A 14781-nucleotide genomic window follows, 5' to 3' on the forward strand; every position below is an offset into this window, starting at 1 on the left:
ATGAAGGTACTTTTTCATTCATTTCATGATATAGAAACCGTAGTGAAAGAAGTAATGACCGACTTATTAAAAGATACGACGAATCCCTTGGATTTCGATAAAAGCTTTGTGGAATTAGGTATCAGTTCGGTATTGTCAGTCGAAATGGTAGAGATGATTAACGGGAAGCTAGGCATTGACTTAGGGATTGAGGTCGTTTTTGATCATGAGAATACCAAGCAACTAGCCACGCACATTTTCGAAAAATATCAGCCAGCAAGTGGGAATGAAACGCTACAGGAAATCGCTTCTCCAACAACAGATCGTACCCAGGCTGGGAACGGTTCACCAGCGATTGCGAGCAAGATAGGTACAATCATTGCTCAGCTATTGGATACACCTGTGGAAACCTTGAGTTTCGATAAAAGCTTCATAGAGCTGGGCATTAATTCTGTGTTGGCGGTCGAATTAATAGAAGCGGTCAATGCTGACTTGGAGATTAATCTTGGCGTAGAAGTTATTTTTGATTATCCAGAGGTGGGTGAGCTGGCTGAATATATCTCTCTGCAATTTGCAACAGAGATGGCAGCAGATGATAGCCAAATCCCGCCTACTGTTATTCGCCACTCGGATATCGCGATCATTGGAATAGCAGGCAGATTTGCTGGCTCGGATTCAGTGGAAGAGTTTTGGGAGCATCTTGCGTCTGGCGACAGTTGTATCGAGGCAATAACGCGCAGTGGTTGGGAAGCGAAACAATATTACGGCGGTCTTCTCAAGGACATTGATCAATTTGATGCATCCTTTTTCAATATTTCGCCTGATGAAGCAAAAAATATGGACCCTCAACAAAGGTTATTCCTGCAAGAATCCTATAAAGCTTTTGAAGATAGCGGATACTCTGTTGAACAGTTATCGGGGAGAAAAGTAGGTGTGTTTGTCGGGGGACGCCAATCAGACTACAAAGAGAAATCCGTGTTGGCCGAAGGTATCTCTTCACAAACGATGCTAGGCAATGAAATGTCGATGTTAGGGGCAAGGCTCTCCTATTTTTTAAATCTCAAGGGACCCAGTCTTGCTGTAGATACAGCTTGTTCTTCTGCTTTGGTAGCCATTCATTTAGCCTGCGACAGTCTTCGCAGGGGAGAAACCGAAATGGCTCTTGCAGGCGGAGTGGCGATTCACAGCTCTCCCGAATTTTTTGTGATGTCCTCGAAAATGGGCGTGGTCTCACCCGATGGAACATGCAACGCCTTTGACAATGATGCAAATGGCATGGTGTTTGGAGAAGGCGTTGGAGCAGTCGTACTGAAGCCAGTTGTGCAAGCGATGGAAGATGGCGACCATATTTATGCGGTCATCAAGGGCTCGACCATGAATCAGACGGGAAAATCAAACGGGATTACCGCACCGAGCATGCTTGCCCAAAAAGAATTGATTATCGATGCTTATCAAAATGCAGGGGTTGATCCGGAGACGATCAGCTATATCGAAACGCACGGGACAGGAACACAGCTGGGTGACCCTATTGAAGTGAAGGCATTGATGGAAGCATTTCGTTCGTTTACGGATAAAACACAATTTTGCGCGATTGGCACACATAAGCCCAATATCGGTCATACCACGATGACATCGGGACTGGCGAGTCTGTTTAAAGTTGTCATGGCGATGAAATATAAAAAGATCGCTCCGACGATCAGCGTCAAGGAAGTCAATAAGCATATCAAATTGAACGCAAGTCCCTTTTTCATCAATACCGAGCTCATCGAATGGAATACCAGTGATGCCACTCCGCGAAGAGCGGGTGTGAGCGCTTTAGGATCGAACGGAACCAATTGTCATTTGATTATGGAAGAAGCGCCGATGGTACAACCGAAACCAAGCAATCAGCAAGCAGGAGCTTACTACTTGTTCCCGTTTTCAGCCAAGAGCGAGTCAGCTCTCACGCAAAAAATGGATGAAATGTCTCAATGGTTAGAAAAAGAAGCGGGACGTTTTCACGAACAAGATATTTCCTATACCTTGTTCACAGGGAGAAGTCATTTCTCGCACCGTTGCATATTTATTGCCAAGGACGCAGATGAATTACGGCAAAAAATCGCGGAAGTCAAAGAAACGGGTACAGCTGCTGATTATTTTGTCCAGTATGAAACGGATTCCGTAAGACTAGACAAGAGCTTGAAAGAGTTTGGAGAAAAATTAATGGCAGAGGTAGCAGAGAACCGTTCGCTACCCACTCATATGAGTAAAGAGAAGCTGTCAACGCTTGCCGATTTATTTGTAAAAGGCTACAAGCTGGATTGGCGTTCCTTCTATAAAAACGGCAGATACACCCGGGTGCCTTTGCCAGCCTATCCATTTGGAGGGGAACGCTATTGGCTGCCCAAAACCAAGAGACAGGATCGTTTGCCCAATACTCACCCCGAATTGTGGAAGGAGATGGACGAGCTTCTTTGCAAGCTGTTATGGGGGCAAATGCAGTCCATCGGTTGGTTTACGGACAAGAGTGTGAATGTCGCCGACCTCAAGGCAAAAACAGGCTTCCATCACCGCTATGAAAAATGGATGGAAGAAAGTATGGCGATGTTCACTCGTCATGGTTATCTCGTTGGCTATGATGGAGAGCAATGCCTGGTGGTCGATCCGACTTTGATCGAGGTAGAAGCTGTATGGGAAGAATGGGATCGACGTAAGGTGGCATGGCGAGAAGATGCCAATCTGGAAGCGCGGATCAGATTGCTGGAAGCTACGATGAAATCTCTGCCGCACATTGTAACAGGCAAGCGACTTGCTACGGATGTCATGTTTCCAGGCTCTTCAATGGAATTGGTGCAACATATTTATAAAAATAACCCGGTGGCAGACCATTACAATGAAGTGCTAGCGGAAACAGTCGCAACCTATGTGGAAGAACGCTTGAAAAAAGATCCTTCTGCAAAAATTCGCATCATAGAGATTGGTGCGGGGACGGGCGGAACGAGCACGTTTGTCTTTGAAAAGCTGAAGCCTTACCAGGAGCTTATTGAAGAATATTGCTATACCGACATCTCCAAAGCATTTTTGATGTTCGCACAAAAAGAATATGGACCGCACTTTCCGTATCTGACCTATCAGATTTTTAATGTGGAAGCGCCTTTTGCTGAGCAAGGAGTTCGAGCGGGCTATTACGATTTGGTGATTGCGGCTAACGTGTTGCATGCCACCAAAGATATTCGCAAAACTTTGCGCCATACCAAAGCTGTTTTGCGAGAAAACGGTTTGGTTCTTTTAAATGAGATTAGCAGTAATTCCTTGTTCCTACATCTGACCTTTGGTCTGTTGGAGGGCTGGTGGCTGTCTGAAGATACGGACGTACGTATTCCTGGTTCTCCTGCCTTAACTCCGACAAGCTGGCAAACGGTGCTGGAGAATGAAGGATTTCACACGATCTCTTTTCCAGCTCGGGAAGCTCATGATTTGGGACAACAGATTGTCATTGGAAAAAGCGATGGCGTCCTTCACTCTGATGTGCGTGTCGGTACGACTGTATCGCCTATCGCGCGAGAGACTGTACAGCAGGGAAAAGCAGAAGGGAAAGTCTCTTCGCAGCCAGCACCCCAAAACATTCCAAGCCAATCTGTGGTGACCGAGCAGAAGGTGACGGATTATGTGAAGGATATGATTATTGAAAAGCTGGTCACCGCATTGGAAGTCGATGTCGATTCGATCGATGTGGATGACGCATTCAGAGACTATGGATTGGATTCCATTCTTGGCGTTAGATTGGTTCAAGAGATCAATCAAGCATTGACGATTGAAATAGAGACGACGATTCTTTTTGATTATAGTACGGTAAATCAACTTACAAGCTATATTTTGTCTGCGTACAAAGAAGTCATTGTTCAAGCACTAGGGCAGGAGAGCAGTCTATCCGAGCAGCGTGAAGATTCCGTCTCTGCGATTCAGAGCGAGCCATTCATTCAAGCAGCTCCTGTGCTTTCAGAGGAAAAAGTAAGCGTGTCAGAAAAAGCTTCGTTCCTCACTGAACCCATTGCGATTATTGGAATGAGCGGTACGTTTGCCTCATCTGACAACGCTGACGATTTATGGGATCACTTAGTAAACGGTTCGGATTTGCTTACGAAAGTGACTCGCTGGGATTTATCAGCGTACGGCCTGGACGATGCAGAGGGCTATCAATACGGCGGGCTTGTAGAAAATATTGACTTGTTTGATCCGCTTTTTTTCAACATCTCCGGTCTGGAAGCTGACTATATGGACCCGCAGCAACGCTTCTTTTTGGAGGAATCCTGGAAGGCGTTGGAGGATGCTGGCTATGCGGGTCAAGGCGTGCAAGGAATCCAATGCGGCGTCTACGCAGGATGCGCCAAAGGTGATTACGATCGTCTCGTGGGAGAGAATCCTCCTGCCCAAGCCTTCTGGGGAAATATGGAGTCCATTGTTCCTGCTCGGGTTGCTTATCATCTGGACTTGCAGGGGCCTGCCGTCACGATTGATACTGCTTGCTCCAGTTCCTTGGTGGCGATTCATATGGCGTGCCAAGCCTTGCGGACAGGCGAGGTCGATATGGCATTGGCAGGTGGGGTCTTCATTCAATCTACGCCGGGATTCTATTTGCATGCCAAGCGAGCAGGTATGCTGTCACCGACAGGACGCTGCCATACGTTTGATGAGCGTGCAGATGGCTTTGCGACGGGGGAAGGCGCTGGTGTCGTTGTATTGAAACGTCTCTCGGAAGCGATCGCTTGCGGAGACCATATTTATGGTGTCATTCGAGGCTCGGGAATCAATCAGGATGGGACGACGAATGGGATTACTGCGCCGAGTGCGAAATCTCAGGAGCGTTTGGAACGCCATGTCTACGATACATTCGACATCAATCCTGAGCAAATTACGATGGTCGAGGCTCACGGAACAGGGACCAAGCTGGGAGATCCGATTGAGTATCAAGCGCTGACTCGCGCTTTTCGAGCCTATACGGATAAAAAAGAATTTTGTGCGATTGGATCGATCAAAACGAATATAGGTCATACCCAGATCGCAGCAGGCGTTGCAGGGGTCATCAAAATCCTTTTGTCATTAAAACACAAACAAATAGCGCCATCCCTGCATTTTGAAGAAGGGAACGCCAACATTACGTTTGAAGGCAGCCCCTTTTATGTCAATACAAGCCTGAAGGAATGGTCAGTGGAGCCGCAAGCCAAACGTTGCGCTGCGATCAGTTCCTTTGGAGCCAGCGGTACAAATGCGCATATGGTAATCGAAGAGGCGCCTCAGGTTGAGCGGAGTCATGCGAAAAAGCCGGGCTATTTGCTTGTGCTGTCGGCGCGTACTTTTGAACAGTTGCGTCAACAGGTTGCCCAATTGCTGTCGTTTTGTGAAAAAGCACCGGAGACGGATTGTGGAAATATCAGCTATACGCTGTTAGTAGGCAGAAAGCATTTCCATCACCGCTTCTCTTGCATTGTTCAACATACAGCCGAGCTTGTCCAGCTTTTGAAAAAGTGGCTGGAAACAGGAAAAGCATCTCAGGCTTTTGTTTCCGAGTTACATGAAAAAGATCATCGTGAACAAACCGCATTGAAACGTTACGGAAATCAAAGCATCGAGAATCTGCATGCAACGAGTCAGGCGAACGAATATTTGGAACAGCTGTCTGTAATCGCGGAATTGTTTGTGCAGGGATATGGATTGGATTACGACAAGCTGTTTGCAAACGATCAGTATTCTCGTATTTCACTTCCCACGTATCCTTTTGCCAAGGAACGCCATTGGGTACTTGATAGTGAAACAAAAGCAAATGCAAGGGTAGCGGCAAAAAACACCACAACGTCCGTGATCCATCCGATGTTACATCAGAACACTTCTACTTTCTCCGAGCAACGGTTTAGCTCCACCTTCACGGGAGAAGAGTTTTTCTTGGCGGATCACGTAGTCAAAGGGCAGCGGGTGTTACCGGGAGTTGCCTATCTTGAGATGGCAAGAACCGCGATGGAGCAGGCTGTAGGAGAGAGAGTCCACGGGGATACGGCGATTACACTACAAAATGTTGTATGGGCTCGTCCGATTGTTGTAGGCGATAATCCTGTTCAGGTACATACGGGTCTCGTTCTTGAAGAAGATGGTGAGGTATCTTACCAAATCTATAGTGAGATAGAGGGCAGTGATTCCGAGATCGTGGTACACAGTCAAGGAAATGCTGTGCTTTCTCCTCTTTCGGAGTTGCAAATGCTTGATTTGCCCGTTTTGCAAGAGCAGTGCAGCGAGCATGTGATTTTATCCGAGGAATTTTATGAGTTCTTCAAAGCGATTCAGATTGATTATGGATTCGGACATAAAGGAATAGACAAGGTATATGTCGGGCCTGGACAAGTCTTGGCAAAGCTGGTTCTACCGTTATCGGTCACCGGCTCAGAGGAACAGTTTGTCTTGCATCCAAGCTTGATGGATTCAGCTTTGCAGGCATCTGTGGAGTTGACACTCTCTTCCCGCCACGTGATGTCGTCGGATAGTATGGGAAAACGCAAGCCAGTGATGCCTTTTGCTCTGGAGGAGATTGAAATCATCAGACCGTGCACCTCTGAGATGTGGGCATACGTGCGCTACAGCGACGGCAGCCAAGCAGGGGATAAGGTAGAAAAATACGATATGGATCTCTGTGACGACACAGGAACGATTTGTGTACGAATGAAGGGATTCACATCTCGGGTACTGGAAAGAGAGATTCAAACCGATCGTACAGCAACAAAAGCGCCAGTTGACACCGCAAGCGAATCGCTGATTGGAACCATGCTGCTGAGCCCTGTATGGGAAGAGGCTGCAATGGACCGTCGTTCGGAAAGCCCACTTGGAAGCGATCGTATTCTGATTGTTTGTGCAGATGACGAGAACCGAAGCCTTGTTCAACAACGCTATCCTCAGGCATCTGTTATGGAGATTACGCCCGCAGAAAGTATAGATGAAATAGCGGTGAAGCTTGCGCAGGTTGGTTCGATTGATCATATCATCTGGATCGCGCCGTGGATTGATTTGGAATACCTGGCAGAAGAGGCACTCATCATCGAGCAGGAGCGCGGTGTATTTCATGTGTTTCGCTTGCTAAAAGCCCTGCTCAAGCTGGGCTACGATACCAAGGAGCTAGGATGGAGTCTCGTAACCTTCCAGACCCAACCGATTCATCCAAATGATGTGGTCAACCCTATTCATGCCAGTCTTTATGGTTTAGTCGGTTCGATGGCAAAAGAATATACGAACTGGCGTATTCGGCTTGTTGATCTGGAAGCTGGTCGTGCTTGGCCAATGGAAGAAGTTTTCACACTTCCGCCAGATGCTGAGGGGAATGCATCCGTTTATCGCGGAGGGAAATGGTATCGCCAGGAATTGATTCCATTGCGTCAACCGCAATGGGAACAGGCTTCCTACAGGCAGGGGGGAGTCTATGTTGTGATTGGAGGTGCTGGCGGTATTGGCGAAGTCTGGAGCGAATACATGATCAGCACGTATCAAGCGCAAATCATCTGGATTGGACGCCGAGAAAAGAATGCAGAGATTCAAGCCAAAGTGGATCGGCTTGCTAAGCTTGGACCTGCTCCTGTCTATATTGCAGCGGATGCAACGAATCGCAAGTCCTTGTATTTTGCCTATGAAGAGATCAAAAAGCGATACAAACAAGTGAACGGAGTCATTCATTCCGCGATTGTCCTGCTAGACAAAAGCCTCGCGAATATGGATGAAGAGCGCTTCCGTGCCGGACTTTCGGCAAAGGTAGATGTAAGCGTGCGGATTGCGCAAGTATTTGATCGGGAGCCGTTGGATTTTGTCATGTTCTTCTCGTCGATCAATTCATTTACCAAGTCGCCTGGACAAAGCAATTATGCGTCAGGTTGTACGTTTAAAGATATATTCGCACACCAGCTTTCGTTGCATAGCCTTAGTGCAGTGAAGGTGATGAATTGGGGATACTGGGCGAACGTAGGCATTGTTGCTACCAAGGACTATCAGGAGAGGATGGCACAGGCAGGACTAGGCTCTATAGAACCTCGCGAAGCGATGGCGGCCTTGGAAAGCCTGCTTGCTGGACCGATGAATCAAGTCGCGTTGGTGAAAACAACGAAATCACAGGCTATGCTTACGATAAATCCGGATAAATCGATTCACATCTATCCTGAAAAACTGGTATCACATATCGAAAGTGTAAAGAATGATATGCCCAAACTAGAGTTTTCGTCTCAACGCAGACAATCTGAAATGGAGGCTTATAAATGAATACAATGGATAAGCTTCTCAGTGAACTACTCTATGGTCAACTACAGTCAATCGGGCTGTTCACGGTAAAAAAACAGACAATAGCAGAACTCAAAGCCAAATTGCATGACAGGTATGGAAAATGGCTGGAAGAAAGTATAGCCGTTCTCGTGCAAAACCAATATCTTGCGTACGATGGAGAGTCACTCATCGCAAACGATGCCACTCCTATCGATCTCGATACAGCATGGAAAAAATGGGACGAAGAAAAAACTGCATGGCTCAACGGCCCGAATAGTAAAGCTCAGGTGATTCTGGTAGAGGCAACCATGCGTGTACTGCCAGAGATTTTGCTAGGAAAGATTCCAGCTACAGAGATCATGTTCCCTAATTCCTCGATGGAATTGGTGGAAGGGATTTATAAACACAACGAGGTTGCGGACTACTTTAACGAAGTGCTCGCCAATACGATTGTTACCTACGTGAAGCAGCGTACGGAGCAAGATGCTTCTGCACGGATTCGAATTTTGGAAATCGGGGCGGGTACAGGTGGAACGAGTGCGATTGTACTGCCAAGGTTAAAACCCTTTCAGAAGCATATCGAGGAATATTGTTATACCGATCTTTCGCAAGCCTTTTTACTTCACGCCGAAAAGGAATACGGAGCCGAAAATCCATATCTCACGTATCGGATTTTTAACGTGGAAAAACCTGTTGAGGAACAGGGGATCGCTGCGGACACCTATGATCTGGTGATTGCCACAAACGTATTGCATGCGACAAAAAATATTAGCCAAACCTTGCTCCACGCCAAAACTGCTTTGCAGAAAAATGGCTTGCTGATTCTGAATGAGTTGACAAGCAATACCTTGTTTGCTCACTTGACGTTTGGCTTGCTGGATGGTTGGTGGCGCTATGATGATCCAGAATGGCGTATTCCTGGCTGCCCTTTGTTAACGGTTGAAACATGGCAAAAGGTGTTGAAGAAGGCAGGATACCGATCTGTTTTCTTGCCAGCAGAAGAGCATCTGGATTTATGCCAACAGATTATTGTGGCGGAAAGCGATGGGGTTATTCGCCGCAGCAGTAAGCCGAGGCAGTCTTCGGTTACAGTTGCGTATTCGCCTGTAAAAAAGCAAACCGAAAAGTTGAAGGCGATGCCAGTCAAAAAACAAGTGCCTGTACGCACAACACCAGCGAAAAAGTCAGGCAGAGTCACCGAGGAATTGCTTCGCGAGAAAAGCACGGCTTATATCAAAAGACTAATTGGTGAAACACTTAGAATACCGACCCATCAAATTAAATCATCTGCGCCATTAGAGCAATATGGGATTGATTCGATTCTGGTTGTGCAATTGACCAATTCGCTTCGCAAAGATTTTGCAAATATGAGCAGTACGATATTTTTCGAGTATCAAACGATTGATGCCTTGATAGAGCATCTCATAGAGACGCAAAAGGAAGCATTGATCAAGGTAATAGGATTAGAAGCACAAGAAGCAGTTGACGAAACATCCCAGAACGAGATAGAGAATGTGGAAATGACCGCCTCTGCTTCATCAGCGTGCACCGATCTTCCTGTGAGAAAAACGAGACGCTTTTTATCCGTTCGGGAACAAGAGAGCAAGGAAGCCGATTCGCCTTCATCTGTGGTGCGGGATGTGGCGATCATCGGTCTTTCCGGGCGCTATCCGCAGGCGAAAAATGTGGAAGAATTCTGGAAGCGTTTAAAAGAGGGGAAAAACTGCATTTCAGAAATCCCTAAGGATCGCTGGGATTGGAAGAACTATTTTGACGAGGAAAAAGGCAAAAAGGAAGCTATGTATACAAAATGGGGCGGATTTATCGATGATATGGATAAATTCGATCCCTTATTTTTTCAAATCTCTCCAAAAGAAGCCGAGGAGATGGACCCGCAAGAACGGTTATTTTTACAAGAAGCCTATGCGAGTATCGAGGACGCTGGATATACGCCTACAACTCTGTGTGAAAGCAGAAAAGTAGGCGTTTTTGTCGGCGTGATGAATGGCAATTATCCGACGGGAGCCACTTATTGGTCGATCGCGAATCGACTCTCTTATCTATTAAACTTCCAAGGTCCGAGTGTGGCGGTGGATACGGCTTGCTCCGCTTCGCTCACAGCGATTCATTTAGCCTTGGAGAGCTTGTACAGCGGTACAAGCGAGTGTGCAATCGCAGGGGGAGTCAATCTCATTGTCGATCCCGTCCACTATATGAAATTGTCAGCTTTGACGATGCTCTCTCCTACGAATCAATGCAAGTCCTTCGGCGATCAAGCGGATGGCTTTGTGGATGGAGAGGGTGTGGGCGCAATCGTCTTAAAGCCTTTGGATAAGGCGATTGCTGATGGCGACCATATTTATGGAGTCATCAAAGGAAGCATGATGAATGCCGGTGGGAAAACGAATGGCTATACCGTCCCGAATCCGCAGGCGCAGGCGCAGTTAGTGGCAGATGCCTTGCAACGTGCCAACGTACATGCAAGAACGGTCAGTTACCTGGAAGCACACGGAACAGGAACGGAGCTGGGAGACCCGATCGAGGTTGCTGGACTTACTCGCGCCTTTGAAAAAGACACACAGGACAAACAGTTCTGTGCATTGGGATCAGCGAAGTCGAATATTGGACATTGTGAGAGTGCGGCAGGGATTGCTGGCGTAACGAAAATATTATTGCAGCTGAAGCACGCGCAATTAGTGCCATCCTTACATTCCAGTACGCTCAATCCCAATATTGATTTTAGCAAGACTCCGTTTGTGGTTCAGCAAGAGTTGGCGGAATGGAAACGACCGATCGTTGAGCTCAATGGCACAACCAATGAATATCCACGCATTGCAGGGATTTCCTCGTTTGGTGCAGGGGGAAGCAATGCCCACGTGATTATAGAAGAATATATTCCGGAAGAGCAACAGCAATCCAGTAGGAAGATTACACCTCAGAATCCGGCTATTCTTGTTTTGTCAGCAAAGAATACGGAGAGGTTGTATGAGAAAGCAGAGCAGTTGGTAGCCTTTATCCAAGAACACTCCTTATCCGATGCGAACTTAGCCGACATGGCGTACACGCTTCAGGTAGGACGTGTAGCCATGGAAGAGCGTCTTGCTGTCCTTGCTGGCTCTATGGAGGAGTTGCAACAAAAACTAACCGCTTATGTAGAAGGGCAAGAGCATATTGCTGATTTGTATCGTGGTCAGGTAAACCGAAATCAGGAAATGCTGGATATTCTGACGTCCGATGATGAATTAGAAGAAACGATTGCGAGATGGATGGAACGCGGTAAATACAGCAAGCTTCTCGATCTGTGGGTGAAGGGCTTACCTATCGATTGGAACAAGCTTTATCAGGAAGAGCAACCGAATCGTATCAGTTTGCCGACGTATCCTTTTGCCAAGGAATCTTACTGGATCGAAGCCAAGTCTGTTGGCAGCAGCGCAGGAGTGGGTTCGATTCATCCTTTCTTGCACCAAAATACATCCGATTTCTTGGAGCAACGGTTTAGCTCCACGTTTACGGGACAGGAGTTTTTCCTGAGTGACCATGTCATCAAAGGAAAACGTGTCTTGCCAAGTGCGGCTTATCTGGAGATGGCACGGGCAGCGATAGAGCTGGCGACGGGAGGGCTTGGTTCGGAGCAAGAACAGGAAGGACTTCGTTTCAAAAATATGGTCTGGACTCAACCGTTGGCTGTTGGGTCAGAGCCCGTTCAGGCACATATCGAACTCTATCCTGAGGCGAATGGTGAGATTGTTTTTGAAATTTATAGCGATAGCATGCAAGACCAGGAGCAAAGGGCGGAGATTGTACACAGTCAGGGAAGTGCCGTGTTGTGTTCCATTCCAAATATTTCACCTCTCGATCTCACCGCATTGCAGGAACAGTGCAACCAAAGCACACTCAGCGCTGAACAATGCTATGAGGCTTTCAAAAAGATGGGAGTCGACTATGGGCCTGCACATCGTGGGATCGAGCAAATTTTGATCGGTCAGGGGCAGGTGCTGGCGAAGCTGTCTCTGCCTTCTTCCGTGGCGAAGACCCAAGGACAATTTGGTCTGCATCCGAGTCTGCTCGACGCAGCCCTACAGTCGTCGCTGGGCTTGATGATGGCAACCAGTGATTTTGCGCTGATCCTTCCCTTTGCTATTGAGGAATTGGAGATCGTAGGTGCTTGCTCCGCTTCTATGTGGGCCCTCATTCGTTACAGTGAGGGCCATAAAGCTGGAGATAAAGTGGAGAAGTTTGATATCGACTTGTGTGACGAGAACGGAAATGTCCAGGTACGGATGAAGGGCTTTTCTACGCGCAAGATCGCAAATGAATCTGTTGGATCAGGAGCAGAAGCGCCAAAAGCTTCCGTTACTTTCGAAGAGGAGAAGGCCTTGGATTCCTCCTCACTGATGGAACAGGCAACCCATTATTTTAAAAAACTGCTTTCCTCCGTCATCAAATTGCCAGCCAATAAAATGGAAGCAGAAGCCTCGTTGGAAAAATACGGTGTCGATTCCATTGTGGCGATGCAGATGACCAAGGAGTTGGAAAAGCGATTTGGCTCGTTACCAAAAACGCTATTTTTTGAATACCAAACGATAAAAGAATTAACAGGGTATTTCCTTGAAAACTACCGTGAAAGCCTGATGCGCATCCTGGGGATGGGGGAAAATGCGGAAGCCCCCCTCACGCAAGAACCAGAAGCAACGATTGTGGACGAGAGGACAGTACAGTCAGAGCGCAGGAGCAAAAAACGCAAGTCTCAACGATTCGCATCCCTGCGCATGGAAACCCAACGACAAAATGGAGCGTTGGACATTGCCATTATTGGTGTTTCTGGACGCTATCCGCAAGCACGGAATATACAAGACTTTTGGAAAAATCTGCGCGACGGCAAGGATTGTATTACCGAAATACCAAAAGAGCGTTGGGATCACAGTCTGTACTTTGATGAAGCGAAGGACAAGATTGGTAAGTCGTATTCCAAATGGGGTGGCTTCATAGCCGGTGTCGATCAATTTGATCCGTTGTTCTTCCATATCTCCCCACGGGAAGCAGAACTGATGGACCCGCAGGAGCGGTTATTTTTGCAGTGCGTCTATGAAACGATAGAGGATGCAGGGTATACGCGCGATGCTCTTGGCAAGCACGAAGGCTTGGGAGGCAATGTCGGTGTTTACGTAGGCGTTATGTACGAGGAATACCAGCTCTATGCGTCCGCTGAACAGGCGTTGGGCAGAGCGCTTACGATTGCGGGAAGTCCAGCTTCCATCGCTAATCGCGTCTCCTATTTTTGCAATTTTCACGGTCCGAGCATGGCGGTCGATACGATGTGCTCTTCTTCGTTGACGGGAATCCATTTGGCGTGTCACAGCTTGCAGCGCGGAGAATGTGAGGTTGCGATCGCAGGTGGTGTGAATGTTTCTATACATCCAAACAAATATCTGTATTTGTCGCAGGGCAAGTTCGCCTCCAGCAAAGGACGATGCGAAAGCTTTGGGGAAGGCGGCGACGGATATGTACCTGGCGAAGGGGTTGGAGCGGTATTGCTCAAACCTCTGGCAAGAGCAATCGCTGATGGAGACCACATCTATGGCGTGATCAAAGGAAGCGCCATTAATCATGGTGGAAAAACGAACGGGTATACGGTTCCCAATCCTCATGCTCAATCAAGGGTGATTCGCCGGGCTTTTGAAGAAGCAGGAATTCATCCGAGAACGGTCAGCTATATAGAGGCACATGGTACAGGAACTTCCTTGGGGGACCCTATTGAAATTGCCGGATTGACGAAGACTTTTCAGGAATACACGAAGGAGAATCAGTTCTGCGCGATTGGTTCGGCCAAGTCAAATATCGGGCATGGGGAGAGTGCGGCAGGGATTGCAGGGTTGACCAAGATATTGCTGCAAATGAAATACAAGAGGCTAGTTCCGTCCCTGCATTCCCGCACACTGAATCCAAACATTGATTTCAGCAAGACTCCATTTGTGGTACAGCAAGAGCTGGCGGAATGGAAGCGACCGGTGATTGAAATCAATGGGGTAACGAGAGAATATCCAAGGATTGCGGGAATATCCTCCTTTGGAGCGGGAGGAGCAAATGCTCATCTCGTCATTGAAGAATACTTCGAAGAGGAACACCGCCCACAAATCCGCATCTCGGCAAAACATCCAGCTGTCATCGTATTGTCAGCGAAGAATAAAGACCGTCTTCGGGAGCAGGTGCAGCAGTTGTTGTCTGCTATTCGGGAGCAAGTGCTGACGGACAACGATCTAGCAGAGATTGCCTACACGCTCCAAGTAGGACGTGAGGCGATGGAAGAGCGGCTCGCTGTGATCGTCAAGTCGATCTCCGAGTTGGAAGCAAAGCTAACGGGTTATCTGGAAGATGAGGATGATAGACAAGACCTGTTTACGGGTCAGGTAAAGCGGAATAAAGAAACGATGGATGTTTTCGCAGCAGATGAGGATTTGCAACAGGCAATCGATACATGGATCACCAAAGGGAAATACGCAAAGATTTTGCAGATGTGGGTACAGGGACTGATTTTTG

2 protein-coding genes (1 of these 2 running past the window's edge) are annotated in these 14781 nt (G+C 47.5%); both read left to right on the forward strand.

Annotated features, from left to right (window positions below):
• Positions 1 to 8244, forward strand: a complete 8244-nt coding sequence (locus EL268_RS10195; protein WP_106653685.1) for an SDR family NAD(P)-dependent oxidoreductase — start codon at positions 1 to 3, stop codon at positions 8242 to 8244.
• On the forward strand, positions 8241 to 14781 hold the 5' portion of the coding sequence (locus EL268_RS10200) for an SDR family NAD(P)-dependent oxidoreductase (protein WP_106653684.1). Its footprint extends 5405 nt past the window's final position; only the first 6541 of its 11946 coding nucleotides appear in the window; the start codon lies at positions 8241 to 8243; the stop codon falls past the right edge of the window. The genes EL268_RS10195 and EL268_RS10200 overlap by 4 nt, the downstream gene beginning before the upstream one ends.

The sequence above is a fragment of the Brevibacillus brevis genome (assembly GCF_900637055.1).
GTDB lineage: Bacteria > Bacillota > Bacilli > Brevibacillales > Brevibacillaceae > Brevibacillus > Brevibacillus brevis.

Coding starts and splice junctions, on each gene's coding strand:
- EL268_RS10195 (WP_106653685.1), top strand. CDS start 1: ATGAAGGTACTTTTTCATTCATTTCATGATATAGAAACCGTAGTGAAA.